This is a genomic window from Dyadobacter sp. BE31 (assembly GCF_031457695.1).
Classification (GTDB): Bacteria; Bacteroidota; Bacteroidia; order Cytophagales; family Spirosomataceae; genus Dyadobacter.
In genome coordinates, this window is sequence record NZ_JAVDXA010000001.1 from 352,459 (window position 1) to 372,342 (window position 19,884).

Annotated in this window: 23 protein-coding genes; 16 read left to right on the plus strand and 7 right to left on the minus strand. The window is 44.8% G+C overall.

All coding sequences use genetic code 11. The features are described from left to right. Positions 1-174: 174 nt before the first annotated feature. Positions 175-1,104, plus strand: a complete 930-nt coding sequence (locus J2Y43_RS01475) for a WYL domain-containing protein (RefSeq protein WP_309981568.1) — start codon at positions 175-177, stop codon at positions 1,102-1,104. A 400-nt stretch (positions 1,105-1,504) separates the two neighbouring features. On the opposite strand, the gene J2Y43_RS01480 is transcribed toward J2Y43_RS01475, so the two are convergent. Further along, a complete protein-coding gene (locus J2Y43_RS01480; RefSeq protein ID WP_090373369.1) occupies positions 1,505-1,753 on the minus strand; it encodes a hypothetical protein in 249 nt (82 codons plus the stop codon). A 135-nt stretch (positions 1,754-1,888) separates the two neighbouring features. Between J2Y43_RS01480 and J2Y43_RS01485 the strand changes: the two genes are divergently transcribed. From J2Y43_RS01485 to J2Y43_RS01530, 10 genes are all read left to right on the plus strand, one after another. After that, positions 1,889-3,022 (plus strand): hypothetical protein, encoded by a 1,134-nt coding sequence (locus J2Y43_RS01485; RefSeq protein ID WP_090373370.1) that lies wholly within the window; start codon positions 1,889-1,891, stop codon positions 3,020-3,022. Between the two features lie 430 nt (positions 3,023-3,452). Then, positions 3,453-4,211 carry a hypothetical protein gene (locus J2Y43_RS01490; RefSeq protein ID WP_309981567.1) on the plus strand — a complete coding sequence of 253 codons (759 nt, stop codon included), beginning with the start codon at positions 3,453-3,455 and terminating at the stop codon, positions 4,209-4,211. Positions 4,212-4,317: 106 nt separating this feature from the next. Next, positions 4,318-4,587, plus strand: coding sequence for a helix-turn-helix domain-containing protein (locus J2Y43_RS01495; RefSeq protein ID WP_090373372.1), 270 nt, complete (start codon positions 4,318-4,320; stop codon positions 4,585-4,587). Next, on the plus strand, positions 4,584-4,907 hold the full coding sequence (locus J2Y43_RS01500; protein ID WP_218147649.1) for a hypothetical protein: 324 nt from the start codon (positions 4,584-4,586) through the stop codon (positions 4,905-4,907). Before J2Y43_RS01495 ends, J2Y43_RS01500 begins: the two co-directional genes overlap by 4 nt. Next, complete coding sequence (locus tag J2Y43_RS01505; RefSeq protein WP_090373373.1) at positions 4,894-5,271, plus strand: hypothetical protein; 378 nt, start codon at positions 4,894-4,896, stop codon at positions 5,269-5,271. The genes J2Y43_RS01500 and J2Y43_RS01505 overlap by 14 nt, the downstream gene beginning before the upstream one ends. Further along, entirely contained in the window at positions 5,261-5,959 is a 699-nt protein-coding gene (locus J2Y43_RS01510; protein ID WP_090373374.1) for a hypothetical protein, read from the plus strand. Before J2Y43_RS01505 ends, J2Y43_RS01510 begins: the two co-directional genes overlap by 11 nt. Continuing rightward, the gene (locus J2Y43_RS01515; RefSeq protein ID WP_309981566.1) at positions 5,952-6,476 is read left to right on the plus strand and encodes a hypothetical protein; all 525 of its coding nucleotides are present in this window, start codon (positions 5,952-5,954) and stop codon (positions 6,474-6,476) included. The genes J2Y43_RS01510 and J2Y43_RS01515 overlap by 8 nt, the downstream gene beginning before the upstream one ends. Before the next feature lie 288 nt (positions 6,477-6,764). Beyond that, positions 6,765-7,424 (plus strand): plasmid mobilization protein, encoded by a 660-nt coding sequence (locus J2Y43_RS01520; protein WP_309981565.1) that lies wholly within the window; start codon positions 6,765-6,767, stop codon positions 7,422-7,424. Then, positions 7,421-8,266: a relaxase/mobilization nuclease domain-containing protein gene (locus J2Y43_RS01525; RefSeq protein ID WP_309981564.1), complete on the plus strand. Its 846-nt coding sequence runs from the start codon at positions 7,421-7,423 to the stop codon at positions 8,264-8,266. Before J2Y43_RS01520 ends, J2Y43_RS01525 begins: the two co-directional genes overlap by 4 nt. Positions 8,267-8,378: 112 nt before the next feature. Beyond that, on the plus strand, positions 8,379-8,795 hold the full coding sequence (locus tag J2Y43_RS01530) for a hypothetical protein (RefSeq protein ID WP_309981563.1): 417 nt from the start codon (positions 8,379-8,381) through the stop codon (positions 8,793-8,795). Between the two features lie 162 nt (positions 8,796-8,957). On the opposite strand, the gene J2Y43_RS01535 is transcribed toward J2Y43_RS01530, so the two are convergent. After that, a complete protein-coding gene (locus J2Y43_RS01535) occupies positions 8,958-10,049 on the minus strand; it encodes a hypothetical protein (protein WP_309981562.1) in 1,092 nt (363 codons plus the stop codon). A 3-nt stretch (positions 10,050-10,052) separates the two neighbouring features. Beyond that, positions 10,053-10,844, minus strand: a complete 792-nt coding sequence (locus J2Y43_RS01540; protein ID WP_309981561.1) for a sigma-70 family RNA polymerase sigma factor — start codon at positions 10,842-10,844, stop codon at positions 10,053-10,055. Between the two features lie 172 nt (positions 10,845-11,016). On the opposite strand from J2Y43_RS01540, the gene J2Y43_RS33510 reads away from it, so the two are divergent. The 5 genes from J2Y43_RS33510 (at position 11,017) to J2Y43_RS01560 (ending at position 14,128) form a co-directional block, all read left to right on the plus strand. Beyond that, entirely contained in the window at positions 11,017-11,262 is a 246-nt protein-coding gene (locus J2Y43_RS33510) for a helix-turn-helix domain-containing protein (protein ID WP_090373381.1), read from the plus strand. A 377-nt stretch (positions 11,263-11,639) separates the two neighbouring features. Further along, complete coding sequence (locus J2Y43_RS01545; RefSeq protein ID WP_090373382.1) at positions 11,640-12,197, plus strand: antirestriction protein ArdA; 558 nt, start codon at positions 11,640-11,642, stop codon at positions 12,195-12,197. A 409-nt stretch (positions 12,198-12,606) separates the two neighbouring features. After that, complete coding sequence (locus J2Y43_RS01550; RefSeq protein ID WP_090373383.1) at positions 12,607-12,810, plus strand: helix-turn-helix transcriptional regulator; 204 nt, start codon at positions 12,607-12,609, stop codon at positions 12,808-12,810. Between the two features lie 2 nt (positions 12,811-12,812). Further along, positions 12,813-13,145 carry a HipA N-terminal domain-containing protein gene (locus J2Y43_RS01555; protein WP_309981560.1) on the plus strand — a complete coding sequence of 111 codons (333 nt, stop codon included), beginning with the start codon at positions 12,813-12,815 and terminating at the stop codon, positions 13,143-13,145. Beyond that, a complete protein-coding gene (locus J2Y43_RS01560; RefSeq protein ID WP_309981559.1) occupies positions 13,142-14,128 on the plus strand; it encodes a HipA domain-containing protein in 987 nt (328 codons plus the stop codon). The genes J2Y43_RS01555 and J2Y43_RS01560 overlap by 4 nt, the downstream gene beginning before the upstream one ends. 438 nt (positions 14,129-14,566) lie before the next feature. On the opposite strand, the gene J2Y43_RS01565 is transcribed toward J2Y43_RS01560, so the two are convergent. The 4 genes from J2Y43_RS01565 to J2Y43_RS01580 form a co-directional block, all read right to left on the minus strand. Further along, on the minus strand, positions 14,567-15,553 hold the full coding sequence (locus J2Y43_RS01565; protein WP_309981558.1) for a nucleotidyl transferase AbiEii/AbiGii toxin family protein: 987 nt from the start codon (positions 15,551-15,553) through the stop codon (positions 14,567-14,569). After that, positions 15,550-16,278 (minus strand): DUF6088 family protein, encoded by a 729-nt coding sequence (locus tag J2Y43_RS01570; protein ID WP_309981557.1) that lies wholly within the window; start codon positions 16,276-16,278, stop codon positions 15,550-15,552. The genes J2Y43_RS01565 and J2Y43_RS01570 overlap by 4 nt, the downstream gene beginning before the upstream one ends. Positions 16,279-18,817: 2,539 nt before the next feature. Continuing rightward, positions 18,818-18,997, minus strand: coding sequence for a hypothetical protein (locus J2Y43_RS01575; RefSeq protein WP_310226374.1), 180 nt, complete (start codon positions 18,995-18,997; stop codon positions 18,818-18,820). Positions 18,998-19,045: 48 nt separating this feature from the next. Beyond that, positions 19,046-19,702, minus strand: a complete 657-nt coding sequence (locus tag J2Y43_RS01580) for a response regulator transcription factor (RefSeq protein ID WP_309981555.1) — start codon at positions 19,700-19,702, stop codon at positions 19,046-19,048. Positions 19,703-19,884 lie beyond the last annotated feature (182 nt).

Consider the following 19,884-nt stretch of genomic DNA (forward strand, 5'->3'; position numbering starts at 1 on the left):
CGCTTTTTAGTGTTCGATGCTCAAAGATTCTTTGCACCTGTGCAGTGTATCTGCACAGGAAAATTTATTTTTGAGTACTCAAATTCCTCTATCTCAATGGCTACTAACAAAGATGCTCAAACACGATATCTCGCGTTGGATAAATGCTTCTCCAATCCGTTCAAACGGTATTTTATGGAAGACTTGGTGGAAGCTTGCAGCGCTGCTTTATTGAATAGAAATCCGGATAGTAAGGGAGTGCAGCGGCGGCAGATCTTTGAAGATATTAAGTATATGGAAGAGGCCTGGAATCTGCCGCTCGATAAAGTAAAGGTTGGAAAACGGATTCATTACAGATATAGCGACCCAAGATTTTCCATTGAAAAGCAACCACTTAATCAATCGGAGATCGAACAGCTAAAATCAGCGATGGAGCTACTCGCGAGATTTGAGGGAATGCCGCAATTCGGTTGGGTGAATGAGCTGATGCCTAAACTGGAACAATCTTTCCTTTTGGAGCGAAATCGGGCACCAATCATCAGTTTTGATAACAATCAATATTTAACCGGCATAGAACGCCTAGGGCAACTTTTTCAGAGTATTTTATATAAACAGGTGCTGTGCATTCAGTACCAGCCCTTTCATAGCGAAGAAGCTTCCGAACTTGTCATCCACCCGTATTATTTGAAACAATACAATAATCGCTGGTTTCTCTTCGGGCTACAATATGAATCTGGCCGGATCTTCAACCTGGCTTTGGACAGGATCATCGACATCAGGGATGAAAATTTTCATTTTACAGAGAATACACTCTGCGATTTTAACGAATACTTTGAAGACATCATCGGTGTCACAAAACGGGAACAATCTATTGTAACCGAAATTTTGCTGTCGTTCGATTCAAAAACTGCGCCATATGTATTGTCGAAACCAATTCATGGCACGCAAAGAATCAGATCCAAGACAAAAGAGGAGCTGGTTATTTCCATAGAGGTAGCTCCTAACTACGAGTTGGAAAGTACATTGCTGGCATTTGGAGAAAAGGTCAAAGTACTTGCTCCTGAAAGCTTCAAAGAGATAATTAGAGAGAGGTTAAAAGCTGCCACAGGGAGGTATGAGGCGTAGGGATTCGAACCTAACTTATATCACACTGATATTCAATACTTTATATGACATATAAAGCAGTGCTCTCGATATGCTCTCTCAATTTACTAAACGGTCACATTCCGAGCATAAAAATAAGTCGTAAACTACTAATAAACAACACGTTACATAAAGACAATTTACGAGTGATTCAGGGTTCGGGTCTCTCGGAGGTTTATGTTTTGGCGGCCTCAACATAATAACTATTTGATTATCAACGATAGAATAGGGTTCAAAATGAAGAAAAAAGGATTTTATAGATCGCCCTAAGGATTGATTTAGTTGAACATTAGTAATCGTTTGGGTGGCCTTCGTCGTTATTCGGCTCCATCCTTCTTAGCCTTGTGCGCTGCGAGTGCTTCTTCGATGCACCCTATCGCTATTACAAAGGCGTTATAAGCCCCAAGATGATGTGATCGCAACCTTTCATGCTGAACTTAAGCTGAGGGATGTAATAATCCCCCAACGCCTTTATCAAATCGCTGTCTTTTTGATGCTGTAATGCGGCGCGGACGATACCCTTGAATGCATCACGCTCAGATTTTGGTCTGCCTTTCCATGGGCCAGTTCCAGCTCTTGTGCTGTCAAAATCCCAGTAGGCTTTTTCAAGAGCGTCTTCTGTATCCAGCAACTTGATCGTCTATTCGGTCATTAGCATCTCTTTTTCCCAACCACCTTATCACAAGATGATACACGTGCCAACTTATAATTCTGTTCTTGTAGCTGGTGGTCAAATGCTTAATTTTGCACAAAACCCCTTTATCATATGAATGAAAGCTTACAATCTGCAAGAAACATCCACCAAATATTACTTGTCGTCCTAACCGTTATTGGAATTTTTGCAGGATCAATCATTTTCGAGACAAACCCTTTCGAGACAGGTCTACGAATTGTACAAGAAAGTGAAGCTGATTTAGACTCAATGATCCTGTATGATAAGGTAAGAATCCGATATGATAGTACAGGCGTCAAAGTATTTCGCAAAAACGAGATCGACTCCTCCAATGTAGCTGTTAGTAAGAAGGACACAGCTGAAATAAATAGGCTGAAAAGTAAAATAAGGCAAGAGAATATACAGCACGATGCCGAAATGAAGAGGGTAAATAAAAGCATAAGGAAAATGCGAATTACCCTTGATACCGCCGAGAATCGAAAGGACTTTTCGCTGTTCCGGGAAGCATATGACTTAATTGTTGAACTTACTGCCGGACGAGAACGTCAAAAGATTTATCATGAAAACATCGTTGATTTGACGGAGCAAATGATCGAGTGGAAAGATGAGGATTTTCGCATAATACCTGAATCAAATCAATATGTTGACTCTCTAATGTCACTTTCGAGATTGAATAGGATTTTATATAACAGTGAAGATCAGAAGATATTCAATGATCCAAGCGGGCAAAGCCTTGGAAGCCTCGATTACTTCTATTCTACAAATAAGGAAAAGTCTGTCAAAGAGTGCAAAGATCTATTGACCAGAGAATCAGCTAATTTTAAAAATAATCCCAAAAATGACGTTGATGTTTCAGGGATTCGTGTGGCGAGCAAGCATATGTATGTTGTTGCTCCGTTCTTGACTTTTTGTTTAATGGTGTATCTCTCTTCCCTTGTTCTACATCTTAACAGGGCGACGCGTCTTCGTCAGGATGCTGAAAGCGCTCAGGACTTTCCGTGGTTGGCCTTATTTCCAGGGGCTTGGAGCAGATTTCTGTTATTCATATCGGTATCCGTTTATCCGGCTTTCATCACATGGGCTGCCGCTAGTTCCTCGGAATTGCCTGCCACTCAAAAAGGATATATTGAGATAGCCTACCCTATTTTTTTCTTTCTCCTTGGGTTATCGATATTCGTAAATACGCTAAATCTGAGTGTGAGAATTCATACCAGACCTTTTGTCTAGGTAATGAGCAGCGACAATTATAGGCTTTTATAATTACCCAACTACAGTATCACAATTTACCCGGATTTAATCCAGGTAGGCAGGATTTCAATCGGTTGTTGCTGAACACTATACTTTGTCATATTGTCAAATTCCTTCGAAGAATCTAAAAAAGAGGGTGGTAGCGAAAATCCAGAGCTAAAGTGCTGACTAGTTATGAGACAAGCACTTTGAGCTAAGTCGCTGCTCTAACCCTGCAATGTACCATGTCTCTTGAAATTTTCCGGCCCGACGACATCAGAAATGCGACAGGCATTAGTTAAGCAAAGAGCAATTAACCATGCGGTAAGAACATTTGAAACTTGCTCATCTAAACTTTCGCCTTCCAGATTGCTGTCCTCGAAGGATTTGGATATACCAAGCTCGATTTGTAACTTTTGGTTAAAAGACTATGCAGCACTCCTATTTTAAAATCCGCGATCCCTGGAATTTCAAACCGCATCGATTTGAGATCGGCACGCCATTCATCAGGAGCTCTTTTCACGACAATCATTTCTTTTTAAAGCTTTACGAGCTCAGAAAAGACGATTTCTCTGACTTTTACGATTTCCATCTTCGGCACTACCTTCAAAATACCTCAGGCACTGAAAATGATTTTCACAGCTACGTTTCTGATATCGTTTCAACGCGGATCTCACAACTAAATCTCATCGATCCATTCTCCCGGAAAGCACTACGCGCGAAACAGCAGACTGAGCGATTAAGAACATTCCAGACCTTTCTCCACTCGATCGACAAGTGGAGCTCCTCACAAACCCTAGAAGCCGTTATTACAGAAAACAATAAAGAAATCGTTGGGCTTAAACAGCAAATCACCGAGCTCAAAGATCAACTCGAAGCACTTCGTCGTTATGAGACAAAGACCAAGATCGATATTCGCGATAAGCACCTCCCCACCTTCATTCACCTCATCCATCAATTACAACAGCTGATGCTTCCTGACGAGCGGAGGCTTTTTAACTTTCAGGAACAGAGTGGGTGGTATAAGCTGGTAAGTAAATATTTCACGCACGACCGGAAGCCCATCCCCATCGAGACAGCTCGCAATTATTTCCCAGTACAGAAGGAAAAGACAAGCAAGGAAGTCGAGGTACCCGAACATTTGCGGTTCTTTAAAATTATCCTGACCAGTTCGGAGTCGGGCTCCTGATGACCAGCTGCTGAGTTTGGTCATTGCAATAGCTTGTCTCTCTCTCATTTTTGCAAGCAGCCGGCGGTCTTCATGCCGGGACGTTTCACGATAAACTTGCAGAATAATGAATGTAGAGATGATCACCAGGGAGGATCTGCAAAACCTGAAAAATGAAATCATTGCAGAGCTAAAATCAATTCTTTCGCAGGATAAGCCAACGGATAGTACCTGGCTTAGGAGTGCCCAGGTAAGAAAGATGCTAAGCATCTCGCCGGGCACCTTGCAGAACCTTCGCATCCAGGGACACCTTCGGTTTACCAAGATCGGTGGATGCTTCTTTTACAGCCAGCGGGACATTGCTACGATGCTCAACAGAAATGGCTCGGGGCGATGAAAAGGCTCGATCATCCGAGTACTGCCGTGGACATGGCATTACTTGAGGCCGTCAAATCCGATGACCGGCTGAACGCTTATCACATTAGCCTTTACACCGCGCTTCTTTACTACGGCAAAGGGATCAGGCAAATCCCGTTTCATGCTAGTCGCAGGAAGTTGATGGGATTTTCCAGGATCAAATCCGGGGCAACTTATCACAAATGTTTGCGGGAGCTGATCAGCTATGGCTACCTGGACTATCATCCTTCTTTTCACCCGCAACAAGGTAGTCGTATAGTGTTGACCGCAACTACGGTTCCTTCGGATGATGATCGATGAAAAGCTGTTAGTCGAGCTCTTCGAACAGAAAGACCGAAAACGCAGAGAGGCCTTGGTGGGGCTCTTTCGAGAAGACCTATTTGCTAGCCTGACACGCGCCAGAATTGCCGATATGATTAATGCCAAATTGGGCAGGCCAGGGCTTATCACCGCAGAAGATGTGCGCTACTGTCGGTTTTACTTCAAGGACAAAAAGCGTGAGCGCATTCACAGGGCTGTGGAGAAGACAATACGTAAGCCGGATCAACCGCAAGACGCTGAGAACATTCAAGCCAGCGCTTTCAAGGTGACCAATCCGGATGAAATCAAGCTACAAGACCAATTTAAGTTCGAATCAAAATTTGCAAAGAAAAATGAAACGTGAATTCCATTTTATCGTCCAGGCCAAAGGCGGCGTAGGCAAAAGCCTGCACACCTATCTGAGGGCGCTTTCCGAAGCGGGCAGCTCTTCCCTTTTTGTTGACCTTGACAGCTCAACAAAAACCTCATCCCGACAGCTCGCTTTTCTCGGACAAGACCGGTTTGAAGCTTTCTCTCTGCTGGACAACCGCGAAAGGCTAATGCGGGACCTTTTCATCGGCTACGTGGAAAGTCTGGCGGATAGCCCCTTCGACAAAGTGTATATGGATTTTGGGGCGCCGGAAAGCGAGCAACTGCCTGCTCTGATCACTCGGGATATCGATTTGAAGGAATGGTGTGATGAACTTGGCATTGAAGCCGTATTCCATATCATCATCGGTGGTGGCGGAGCGTACCTGGCGAGCATACAGTTTTTGGAAAAGATGCGGGCTGCATTAAGGTCAAAATTTGAGATCGTGATCTGGCAGAACCTGTTTGGTTTTAACCAGTTTCCAGGCTTGTCCCAAGAGCTCGAGGACAACTGCACCGCACTCGGACTTGACCTCAGACGCTTCGGCGACTTCGAGCCAGCATCGCTATTAGGTGGACAGATCCTCGACGGCATCCGTAATGGCTATTCGCTCAAAGACTATCCACCAGGCGCAAGGCTCAGGCTAAAGAAGGAACTTAAAGAAAATTTCGGCGATGAATAGCCCGGAGCCGAACCGCCTCACCCAGACCAGGGGGAAGTACGCGGCCAAATACGGTCACGAGATCGATGACTGGTCGGCGCTGTTTCTGACCGAAACCCAGGAGCATTTTCAAAGCCTGGAAATCAGGGTAGGAAAATCCATTGCAGCCATCGACCGGGCTGCATTGGAGCTGAAAGGCAGGAAACGATTCCTGCAGTTTCAAGACCGAGGCCAGGCACTATTCTATGGTATGGGTGTAAGCGCTCCTTATTCAATTGCAGGCATTGTCATATCTGTTTTGTTCTATTTATTGATACGCGATGGGCAGCAGTATGTAGAGCGACAAAGAATTTTGGACGAGTATGAAAATGCACCAGCTTACAGACAGATCATGGAGCAAGGAAAAATTGTCGAGTACGATAAAATGATGTACCTGCAACTAACACCTTTACCTAAAAAGGGGAAAGTCAAGATCGGTGAGCACTACATTTATGACTCCCAGGGCAAACGTGTGCTGGTTCCGCTAGGGGCCGAATAGGACAGCTCGTTTTTTAAATGTTGTTATTCAGATTTCGAACAAAGGCGAACAACTTCAAACGCTTTCGAACGAATTCAAACACTTTCAAACAAATCCGAATTTTTTAGAACGGAAGCGAACACTTTCGAACAGATTCGAACGTGGGCAGTGGTTTTCTCCCTAGCCAGCTATCGCCGGTACGTCGCAAAATGCGTCGGAGCGACGCTCGCCGACCCGGCGGAGCTGGCCAGGAGAAACCCCTGGACCCCTGCTATTCGCCACCGGCTCATAGCTAATCTCAAAAGACATATGCAAAATCAGAAAACGAAAGGTAGACCGCCCAAGGAAAAGGGCACTGCCAAAAGAGAACACTTTTCAGTCTGGGTGAGTGCTGAACAGAAAAGCCAGATTAATCAGATCATAGAGAAAAGCGGGCTTTCCGCCAGTCAGTATTTCTTGACATTGGCCTTGGACGTCCCTTTTAAAAAGCCTCAGAAAAAATCGCTCCCAAAAAAGGTCGCCAACACAGTCCGAATACTGGAACAGCTTTCGGGTATCCTTTCGCTGGCAGTTTTAAAGACCAAAGATCAGCAGATGCTTTCTGCCCAATGGCAACAGAGCAGTCAGCGTGTCCGGTTACTTGCTGATCTTATCACCTTATGGGTATTTGAATCCTTTGAGATCCGTAGCACAAAGCGGACGCTCGATAGCCTGCGTTCATGGTTAAATGAGCTTACTAATTTTCTGTCCCTGTTTCCTGATGAGCTTGAAAGCAAGCAGCAACTTATTGAAGAGGTCCGGTCGAACGCTCGGCTTGCAGGCGACCTGCTCGATAAATACGAAGCCTACTATCGAGCCCCACTATCAGAACTAGAACGGGCTTGGAAAGCAGTGAACGCTGACGCCAGCTCAGTGCATCACGAGATTGAAAGTGCGCTTGCCACATTACTTAAAATGATGAAGACATGATTGGGAAAGCAAGTTTGGGCAGTAACGCGAAAAGGCTTATCGAGTACTGCTACTACGACAAACAGGTTTCGTCGAAAATGCAAAGAAAGCTGGAAACGGAAGAAGTCCGTGGAGAACTGGTCTACATACAGAATCTGGGAATCAAAATACATCCGGATGGAAAACTAGACCTGGATTATCTGATCAAACAATTTGAGAATAACCACTCGCGGAATACGCAGCTGACCAAATACATCTGGCATCAGTCGTTTAGCTTTGCGCCAGGTGAAAAACCCGGTAACGATACCATCACCAGTGTCACTACTGAGTTTGCCAAGGAGTTTGGGTTTGAACAAAACCAAATGCTCGTCTTCAAGCATGAGGACACCAGTAACCTTCACTTTCATGTCGTTGCAAACCGGCTCAACCACAATGGAAAAAATACAGCCGATCACTTTAAGAACTACGCCCGGATCGGGACATTCTCTCGCAAAATGGAGCATAAACTGGGATTGGTTCAAGCACCTGATATGCGCATTAACCAGGGAAGGACACAGGAACTATCGGTAACCGACCTTGCACATTTGAAGCTTAGGCAGACGATTGACAAGCTATTAGACAGCGTAAAATCCATTGATGAGCTTAAACAAGAACTGGTAAGTGCGGGATATAAATCTTACATCGGGCGCGGCATCGCATTCTTTAACATGCAGAAGAAAATCAAGATCAAGGGCTCTGATTTGGGCCGTGACTATTCCCTATCATCGCTTGAAAAGAGGCTGGCTCAAAATTTGGAAATCGGCCTCAAAAAAGAGCTAAAACCAGATCTAAAAAAGCAGAAAAAACACGGCCTGGGCTTGTAAATACAGGTTTTCGTGAAGAATGACCTATCTTAGCCAAAAATAACCCCGTTCACTCATGAAACTGAAAGCAATTAAATTCTTTTCTCCGGAGGAAAACGTTTCCAAAACCAAAGTGGTCGAAAAAGCCGCACCGCTTCCGACAGGTTACATTTCTAATTCCGGAAAGCTCGTTTTCCCGGCATCCGCATTACGCGACTTGGGAATTGATCCTGAATCTACCCATTTCAAAATTGGAACCCAGGAAGGAAAGCGAAAAATTAAATCCGTATATCTTGTTCCGGCAGCGGGTTCGGATCAAACTTTTTCCTTTGAGAAAAGTGGCCGAGGCCATGTAATTCCATTGGCACTTATTCTGAAAAAAGGTAACGTCAACTTCGAAAGCGAAAAGCTGATCTTCAAGATTTCAACCTTTGATTTTGATCAAAATATCAAAGGCTTCGAGCTCGCCATCGAAACCGAAGCGCCAAAACCTGAGTATACCGGAAAGCCTCGTGGCAGAAAGCCTAAGGCTGCGGTTGATGCGGAATAAAGCCACTCAAAAATGCAGGTAACCGGTCCCGGTTACCTGCGTGATATCGGGTCACGTTTGCTTACTGATAATTAAGCTAACCCAGTTGTATGCACCCTTGGGCACTTAATGAAACCGCCAGTGGTTTCATCCTGCGGCTGTACAAGCAGCCTCTGTGAAAATTCATTCAACCAGCACGGCAATCCCTAGCTTCTCGGCCTTTCTCTCTATCTTTTGTTTGAGGCCGTAATAACCCCAGTTCCTGAAAAGGAACGGGTCTTCCTTCGCTTGCTGCTCCTTCTCGGTCTGGTCTACCAGCAGTAAAGTCGCTGCTTTATTTTTAAGGCATAAATCAATTAACCTCTTACTGTATACGTGCTGTTTGTGCGACACATACCGCTTCTCCGATTGTATCAGCTGATCGATGCTCGTTTTTCGGAGATGCTTTCGGCTGGTTTGATTCATAAAGGCCATTGCTTTTCTTTTCCGCCGGATGGCAGCTTGGATCGCAAGTCTCTTATAGAGATACTCGTCCTTGCTTCCGATTGTATAACGTTTGTTGCCTACCGAGACGATGATCGGGTAATCCAGCGACAAACTGGCCTCTGCAATGATATCCTGATCAAGCTGTTGCTCCTGCCGTTCTGTCTGAAAAACAGCGAGCATAAAAATCTTTCCTTTGTCGAGCGCCAGTGAACTTGTACAAAGCTTTACTTGACTCGCCAGTAACCTTTGAAGCAATTCCCGCTTGTCATGGCCTGTTTTTCCCAGGTATGTCCTGAACGGAATATCGAATAACGAAAAGTGAAACACTGCCCCTTCTTTGCTGCTTCTTAGCTTCTTGACATCGGTTCCTTTAAACGGGATCGGGATTTCCTTTCGGAAATTGGGCATTGCGCTTTCGCCGCTAGCTAACGCTTTGCTCATCTTGTTGAAACTGGCGACCAGATTACCGTTCAAGGCGCTCATGACGTGCATCGGGATACTGCCCTTATAGTTTTGGGCAAGCACCTGATAGCTCGTGTTCATCCGTGACGTAGAAAGTATCCCATACTCGTCCTTCTTGATGTCAGAAAGCCTGGCCCTTACACCTTCGGTCAAATAAAGCATCTCCCTGAGTTGCTGCTGGACGTAATGATGCGTATAGATCTGGTTGGCGGCTTTGAAGCAGTTGTAGCGCCATTGGTAGAGCGTATCGATAATCTTGTTCTTCTGATCGATGTCGTCCGAATCGATCAAAAGCCGGATCTTCCTGGTAGTGAAAAGCTTTTCCATAACCTAACGCCCATTTTGCTTCCAATGATTTTTAACAAGCTGATATGCTTTGATATAGTGCTGCTGTACCTGGGTTTGCGGATAGCCTAATATGGACGCGATGTCCGCAAAAGACTTCTTCTGATCTTGCCTGAGCTCGAACACCTCAGCCTGCTCGCTACTCAGAATATGATCGTAAGGGTACGGCTGCTTCGCTTGCCTTATAGGCACAGGCGCGCGGGGCACTACCATTTTTTTAAGCTCCTCTACAGCCTTTTGGATTTCGCTGGTCACATGTAGCGTATTCGCTCCTATTCTTTTTGCTACCTCTCGTGCGCTGTGTCCATCCTTAAAATGAAGGCTTGCTATCAACTGACGCTGTTTGGGCAGAAATGAGATCGCCTTCGAGATTTCTTCCAATCTCTTTCCTTCGGTGCCGTCCACGAAGTAGCTATCCAGATCTGGCTTTTCGCCCAGGAAAGGTTCGAGATGGTCTATTTCAGTCATTTTCCGGTATATCTGGTATGAGGGCTTTTGAACCTGCTTCAAGAGTTGCCAACGGAGATTGAGACGGATAAACCGGTATGCATGGGGCAGGCTTTCAATCTGATCTCGGTGTGCCCAGACTTTCAGGTAACATTCGTGCAGGATGCAGCTTACCAGGAACTCGTCATTGACCAAACCTCTACCAATGTAGAGCAGGCTGTCATAGGTGCGTTTGTAAAAATAATCAAGTGCTCGCTCATTACCGTTGCGGAAAAGCAGCAGGTATTGCTCGTTGCGTGCGGACGTCTTGGAGAGTTCATGAAGTGCCATAGCATTTACGATAACTTGGGCAACAAAAGAAAATAGCAGCTCTATGAGTGCCGACAATCATTCATCTGCACACGTTATGCGAACGATTGTTAAAACAAATATATCGAAAGTTACCAAAAGACACACATGTGTGTACTGAAAATTTTTACGCTTCCCGTACTTAGTCCCAAGCATGAAGGACCAAGACAACATTGGCAGAATAGAACAGTACGTAATCGACTACGTCAGGGAACTACGTGTGACTAATAATTTGCTTCAAGAGGATATTGCCAGTATTCTTGGAACTACAAAAGCATTCATCAGTAATGCGGAAAGCACCAATCATCGGGCTAAATACAATCTCAAACACATTGATAAGTTGGCCCAGTATTTCAATCTCTCTCCCAGGGACTTCTTACCTGAAAAGACGTTACAATAATCGGATTGTGTTCGGGTCATAAATTGCAAATCGACTTGGCACTTTCAGTCGCTCCTACAAATCCATATTGGGACTGCTGCAAACATATAGCTTACATATGGTCAAAGCTGGAGACGGGGCTAAGTCGCTGGCCACCCGAAGGACATCAGCAAGATCGTGATCAGTGCAAACGAAAGTTACAAAGCAAAAAATGACGGTTGCAAGCCTGCACTCCGTTATCCGGCTTTTTAGCTGATCGCTCGGCAGCCAGCCGCACCCTAAACCGCCGGATAGGCTTGCGACCAAGGGACAAGCCCCGTCATTTTTTCTTTGATCGATAGGCAGCGATTGCCCTGAGCACAGAGCCGGGGCCTAAGCAACTTAAATGCCTTTCATTCATGAGAAATCTTGAAAGTACTCCTAAAATCTATGTTGGAACCTACAGCCAGTACAACAATGGGTCGCTGTTTGGTAAGTGGTTTGACCTGACGGACTTCGCTGATCTCAAAGAATTCCTGCAAGATTGCTACGAATTTCATCGAAATGAACTGGATCCAGAGCTGATGTTCCAAGATTGGGAGAACATCCCGGATTTTTTGATATCAGAATGCAGCCTACATAAAGAGGCATTTACATATTTCGAGGCCATCGGTGAAATGGACCATGAGACTGCCGAAGCATTCGAGATTTATTGCAAACAGATCAACTATTGGCCAAACAATCGCTATGAGCTGGAAGACCAACTTGAAAGTTTCTGGGAAAGCTACCGCGGATTCTTTGGCGGCTCGATGAAAGATGCGACGCTCGAATACGCTTACCAGTATATAGAAGAGACTGGCCTGCTCTCAGGCGTGCCCCAGTCGCTCGAGCGGTATTTTGACTACGAAGCCTTCGCAAGAGACTTGTTTTTAGATGGATACAGCGAATATGAAGGTCATGTTTTTGCAGATTATTGATTAAGAGATTGAGTGCGATAACTGATGATGTCAAGTTGTCGCACTCAATCACTAGATCATTTTATGCAAGATGTCTTATAGTTGAGTTTTCTGTTCGCGAATTGCAAACAGAGTCTGGCCCGCTTCATTCGGAAATTTTATGAACACAGATGGATCAATTTGAAATGTATTGCATGACGATTTCTTCGAAAAGTAGCGTCAGTTATAGAATGCGAATATTCTTCTATTTCAATTTCCCACCTCTGGTAAAACCCGCCCAGAAAGGCTAGCAAGTATTTTTTCAAAAGTGCGACATAGTGCACTTTCACTATCCTTTATCAGTCAATAACAATTTTTAACATCGAAAAGAGCGCTTTAATGCACGTTTTAACGTATATTTGAATAATAGGTTTTACAAACGGGAAGGGCAATGCATCTTGGTAGCATACTGAAGGAACGAAGAAAACTTCTTGATATAACCCAGGAAACGCTCGCCGACATGTCAGGTGTTGGATTGAGAACATTGAAACAGCTGGAAAGTGGAAAGGGAAATCCTACCATCATCACATTAGAGAAAGTTGCCGATGTACTGGGAATGCAGCTTGTTCTGCAAATCAAATCGATGGATCAATAGCTATGAGGGAGGCGGAAATTATGTACAAAGGCGAAGTTGCTGGCAAGCTAATCCAGCATAACGATGGTTCGTTTAGCTTCACCTACGAAGATACCTGGATGGCAAACAGCCAGAAACCTCCTGTTAGCCTCACTTTGCCGAAATCAGTCAAGGTGTATAACGCCAAAACTCTTTTTCCTTTCTTTGCTAATATGTTGCCGGAGGGCGTTAACAAGCATGTTATCTGCAGGTCCCTAAAAATTGACGAGGACGACTATTTTGGGCTTTTACTGAACGTTGCGCAGTACGACGCAATTGGAGCTGTCACAGTCAAACGGACAAACGACTCGGCATGAGTATACCTATTATCAAATACTGTCCGGGTACATTAGCCGAAGGCTATGATACTTACAGCAGACTATGCCTGAAAAGAATGTTCAATGGGGCGAAAGTATCACATGTATTACCGTATGACTCGCCAGCTTCCGGGGGCCTTGCTAACATGGCGTTCTTGCAGAGCCAAAGGCGAGTGTCAATTTCCGGCGTCCAAGAAAAATTTTCCATAATTCAGGTCAAGAGTAAGTTGAGATTGGTTGGAGAGGGCGAGCAGGGAACGCACATCCTTAAACCGATACCCACCATTGGTAGTAATCCAGATCAAATGCCAGCCAATGAACATTTGACGATGCAAATAGCCCGCCAGGTTTATGGCATTGAAACGGCAGACAATGCACTTATTTTCTTTGAAAACGGTAAACCCGCATATCTGACCAAGCGCTTTGATGTACATGATGGAAATAAAAAGAAGGCGGTAGAGGATTTCGCGGCTTTGGCCAACAGAAGTCCTCAGACCCACGGGGAACATTACAAGTATATGGGTAACTATCTGGACCTCTTCAACGTAATGAAGAAATATCTTCCAATCTATGGATTAGAATCACCCAAACTATTTCAACTAATCATGTTCAATTATCTATTTTCAAATGGCGACGCCCATTTTAAGAACTTTTCGATAATTGAAACCGGCATGGGTGATTTTAGGCTCAGTCCTGCGTACGATCTTCTTAACAGCCGACTTCATGTAAATGATTCTGACTTCGCGCTGGAAGATGGGCTCTTACCCCCTCAACTATCAAAGGGGAATATTGCCAGACGATTCCATACACTTGGGGAGGAAGCAGGCTTAAATATAAAATCGGTTAAATCCATCTTCGACACGATGCTTTCAAATTCAGAAAAGGTCGAACGCTTGGTCAATGCCTCATTTTTGAATGATCGTTCTAAAAGAAATTATCTCCAAGCATATCAGACCAGATTGAAGAGGCTTGCCAAAGTTTGAAATAGCAGCCTGTCTAGCATCCGCTGCCTAATCTCCATGTAACAAGCCAATATCCAATATCTTCAAGTTACTAACAATCAGTATTATGCTACATAAATCCATTAGAATTTTGAGTTTTCCGTGCATCATGGAAGGGATTTGTAGAAGATATAGGTCTTGCTGACTTTCAGTCCGTTAAATCAGTCGTTCAAATCCCTCGCTCCGCCGCGAACCGGATCTGACTGTTCGATTCTAACCGGAGCTGCTGCTAAGTGGAAGTCCTATCCGAGTCCGATATCGTAGTCCTAATGACAATTGGATTTTCGACGCGTTGGGTCGTTTGCTCGTCGATAAAAGTAGCAAAAAGAGCCAGAGGCGAAAGCAAAGTAGCCACATCGCCCTCCTTTCATTGAAAGTAATTCATCTCGACGAATTCCAGTCATGGCAGTTAAATCAACCTTAACCCTCATGCCTGTTAATTTGCCACGCGACCTGTGCAACACGGTCGCTGATACGCTTCATCGACTGCCTGACCAGATGATCGGGCGGCAGCTGCCCGAAAACCAAAGCTCGAAACGCCCCATTGTAGGCTGCGACAAGGTCCGGCCAAATCCGATCCAGATCCGAGAAGACCAAGGCCTGCGAAGGATGGATGTAAAGCCAGTCGCTGTTGTTTCGGAAACTTTGTTGATCGTCTCGCGCGACCTTATGTAGCATTTGCTCAAAATCTGGCGAATTGAAAAATCCGGAAAGGTCATCCTGGGCCAGCATTTGGTGAAGGTCATAAACATGCCGGATTTTGCTACGCAAATCCCTTACCGGGTTTTCAGTGTATGAGAAGCGGACAAGGCTCATAATCTTTTCACACAAAGTTCGTTTTGGCGCTAGTACCGATACGTCAAAAGGTAGGAGCCCGTACTCTGCCGCTAAATCGGCCTGTCCGCGCGACACCATCATCTCATAGATAAATGAAGCAACTTGTCCCTTGGATGCAGGATTCGAGGATCCGAGCCAGCTCGTTTCCAAGATGATCGCATCCCGCACCTGCCCAAAATTTCCGTCAAAAACTTTGGAATATGAATGCACCGTTTTACGGATCATTCCCTTCTTGTTGGTAATACCAGGTGCTTCTATCTCGGGGATAAGCTCGGAAACAACATTGCTGATTTGTTTCAGGCGGTCCTTTAAACGGTTGGCAGATATACCGGCATCCTTGACAACAATTAGGTCGATATCCTCACTGAACCTGTTGATATAGGTAAAACACTTGGAAAGCGCTGTGCCACCTTTGAAAACCGTATATTCCGCAGAAGGCCCTTCGAAGATACGCCGGAGCGCGAATGTGACCCAGTAATCTTTTTCAATATAAATCTCAGGTAGGCCTTTCTGCTGAGCCGTAAAGGTTACCGCATCACGAAACAGTTCCTTATTTTCATGCAGTCTCATTGAATGTTCCATTCCGCAGCCGAAGGCAACAATTTATCGTTAATTCCTAATTTGAAAACGGTCAAAGGATTGAGGCTTTCCTTTAAGGCCTTTGCGATAGCGCCTTTTCCTATCGACGACAGAACCGCTCCAAGTAGAGCGCGGACACGCGGCGGGTATTTCAATGCGTATCCAACAATTTCTTTCAGCTTGCTTTCGGTTAACTGCTGGATTTGGTCTATTATAATGCCGATGGCCGCTTGCATATAGACATCGGGAATATCTTTCAAATCCTTTAATGCATCCAGCAGCCCAAGCAGTTGGTAATTGTCTTCGGTGACGTCCACATAACTTTTGACTGCCGTCGCATGTACAGTGCCCCGGTTGACAAAAATCCGCCGTTCGCGGCTGGCTATCTGGATAACAGCTGGAACCTGGGTTGTCAGTCCCATTTGGTTATAAAGGTAAGTTCCCGTGATGTAGGCGATCCTTTGCCCCTCACGGTACAAATAGGGTTTAAGCACCTGCTCCTCACCAGGACGCTTTTCACCAAAGACCGTCGTTTTCGGTTTATAGAAGATACCTTTGGACAGTTTTCTAATCAGGCCTTTCTGTTGCAATCGTTCAAGCACCTTCGCTGCTGATGGGTACTGTTGTGCAGGTATGGTTAGCTCTCCATACCCGAAGCTGGTGTCTTCCGGTATGCCCTGAATCTGTTGCTGTATAGTCTTAGATAGATTAGCCATACTACCAATGTATTAGATCGGAATCAAAATGTCAAGTTTTTTGATCAAAAAACTTGACATTCCTTTGGATAGATAATCGCGCTAAATTAACCATGCCTGGAAAAACCAGCTAAAATCCCTTTCCACGGCAACCTTATTATCATAGATATCGCGTCCTGGAACTTCTCACCCCAAAAGGCTTAACTGCCTTCTGATCCTATTCAAGAACGTCTAGCTCCTCCAAACGCCGTCGGATCCAATTTTGTTCGGCCCTTTTCATTTAACAAAAAATGCTATATCGATTATTGAATGCTAATCGCTCGAACCATGTATGGTGGCATATACGCAGCAGTTAGCAACCGGCGTTTTGCGAACATTACACTTTAATGGAAATAACGGCGAAATTGACCACCTGATTTCAAATTAGGTTGACCAGGTCATTTCGGCCTCAATTGACCACCCTATTTTGTCTTTTATCAGCAAGTTACAAGAGATCAAGCGAGTCGTAACTAGTGGTCAATCCGCCACGGAACGAAGTGGTCAGTGTCACCGTATTTTCCAACAAAAAGGACGAAATGCGAATTGACCCCGAATTCGCCCCTTTGCTTTTGTTGGAAAATGAATATTTTGAGATATCAGGCATGAAACAAAAGGCCCGTGAATCATTGACTTACGGGCCTTTTGAAGTATTTGATTTTTATCAGAGTGGAGATGGAGGGATGTCAATCGAACACTTGACCAGACTTTTGACGCTGATACAGACTATTAAACTGGAAGATTAGACTGACTTTTCAAGCGCAAATTGTATGACATAATAGGTCTTTGGATGATGTTATAAGTACCATCGATCTTGCGACAAGTTTCCGGGAATCTCAGAAATGCTCTTACTCGATGAGGCCGTAGAAAATTTCGATCTATTTACTCGGCTTTTTTGCTACATTCATATTGCCGTTGACCGCACATCGACTTTACGCTTCGATAAGCAAATAAATGGCCTCGACGCTGTTAAAGTGTGGAATGATTATTGCTGCTATCATTAATAACTTAACCAGGAAGCCCAATGAAAACTGACGTCCAAAAACTCGACATATTGAGTAAATATGAACGAGACAGGGCCGCGCTGGCTAACCGACAAGCTGCTGATTTCGATTCACTGTCCCTAGGAGGCGCTAGAAAACTTCGGATTATACACTTGACCGAAGTGTTGGCCTTGCAGCAGCGGCTCTTTCGAGACCTTGCTGGGTAATGGCAGATCTTGCAAGTGCAGTCTGATTCTGAACATCAATACCTGATCTGAAAGTATTGATGAAGTACATCCGGGTTTTGATCCGAATCGCCTTTTGGCCGATTCCATAATGTCTCTTTACCCCGGAATGCTGCTTTTCTTTTTCACGTAGACAGTCGCCGATCTAACGTGAAATTTAATTCAAAACTCCCCACCCTAACCTCCTTATGGGATCGAAACGATATGCCCTCGGAGCCTCCCACCCATCGCACTTCATTGTTGTAGATATTATAACTCCGGTTTTTCATTGTTAATAACATTGTGAAAGGCGGCAATTACGGTGCCAGTGACACTCCATTTCAATTTGGGCTGACCAGGTCATTTCGGTCCTGATTGACCACCCAATTTTCCTTCAACCAGGCAGTTACAAAAAATCCAATAATTTTGATTTTTTGTAACTACCATGGAATGGGGTGGTCTGTTGCACCGTATTCTCCACGATACCATGCGATCATAGAAGAGTACAGTTTTGTACTGCGGCCTGCCAATCGCCTATACTGACAGCACGACGTTTACAGCAACAAAATGGCGCGGGCTGATTTCGGCGACAAAACAGATTTTATGTCGGTAGAGGTTACCCTGAACATCAGACTGAACAGTTTGTCCCCTTCGATGCGTTAGTCCGACGGTGAGTCTCAACGCCCATCATTTTTGTATTCTTCGATCGTTAAAAATGCGTTAATACCATATTTGCAAATCGTCGACAGGAGCTCTGTGCTCACCGCATTCGTTGGCTGCACCGAAAAGTTCCATGACGCCCCCCTTTCTCTTCTGGTGAAGCTAAAATGCATGTTTGTAATTATATCCGGCACGTGCATAGATTAGAGCAAGGCATGCAAACGTGTGAGATTATCCTGGGGACGCGGGCTGGTTCCTGCCGCGATTCTGCACCGCTCATGGTTCAGATGCTGCGACAACTAGGACTGGCAAGTGGGTTTGGGCCATGACCTCAGGCTTATTCATCCAGTGAAGGCCAGATCCCGCTTACGATTGGCCGCGGTCCCGAGGAGCTGGCGCCCGTAGAGGGACTGACTGAGCCATACTTAGCTGCAATGAGTTATAAATTTGAAATCGAATCTTCGAAAAACTTGTGACATAAACCTTAGAGGGCGTTCTACCCGGTCCTGCCTACTGCATGTCCTCATCGTCATCTGTAAAATACCCATTCCCAAGCTTTTGCACAAAATCCAGTCCACTCAATGGTAAGTCAAAAAACTAATGCTCTTCGGTTACTGCCACATCCAGCAGAATGGGTTTGATTACCACGAACCGGTCTTAGCCTACGGTATCCAGATAACGCCTGACTTCGTCGAAAATATGCTTGTTGCTTGTATTGGGAACGTTGCATTCCAGTAATTTCCTGAGAAGATCAATCGGCTTATCAGTCAGTGCTTCTAATTCCTGCATCAATGCCAGATTCAGCCTCTCCGAACTAAGGTGCCTGTTTCCTTCCATGATTGGGTAAACTTTATTCGCTATTTGTTGCGCGAGTTTCATACCTATTTAGTTTTCGTTCATTCCGAGAATTTCCTTAAGAGCGAACACATTATCGATGCCTAGTTTCGCAAAAATGGCGGCCTTGAATGTGCTGATAGTAGAAAGATGAAGGCCCGTCTTTTCGGCAATGGAAGATGTCGACATTCCTTGAACAAGGTAGTCGGCAACCTCCTTCTGTCTTCGCGTGAGCAGATCCGATCTCCTTTGTGGGGTATGGCTCGCAAGAAGGTATTCGAATAAAAAAGCCATATACTCGCCGCTCAAATAGCGCTTTCCATCGATAACGGACTTGATGCATATCAGCATTTCCGAGATATCCGCATATTTAGATAAATAGCCGTTAACCCCTTTCCTGAAAAAGTCGATAATTACCTCAGGTTGCATTTCAGACCCATACACGATCACCCGCGAACCAGGACATTTCTGTCTGATGTCCGAAATTAATGGATAACCCTCCTCTTCAAAATCCGCATGTGACACATAGATAATCACATCGGGCTCCGGCCGCCCTGCATCTTGACGATAATCCAGCATATCGTTCGATTCAATAATTTCGGCTTCCGTGAAATTATCTCTCAGAAGAATAGCCAAGCCCATGCGCATTGCCGGGTGGGTATCAAAAATTGCAACCGTCGGGCGGCGAAATGCCAGGTGGATATTCATGTATAAAGGTAGCTGCAATTAGCATAGCAATCACCCTAACAGCAGCTTATCAATAACATTTTTGATTTATAGAAATTTGTTGATAATGCCTTACAATTTCTTGGAGAATCCCCTAAAATAAATACTGATTTTCAGCGTTTTATATCAAACGGCCCTGCCAGAGCAGATTTAATATCTCTGTC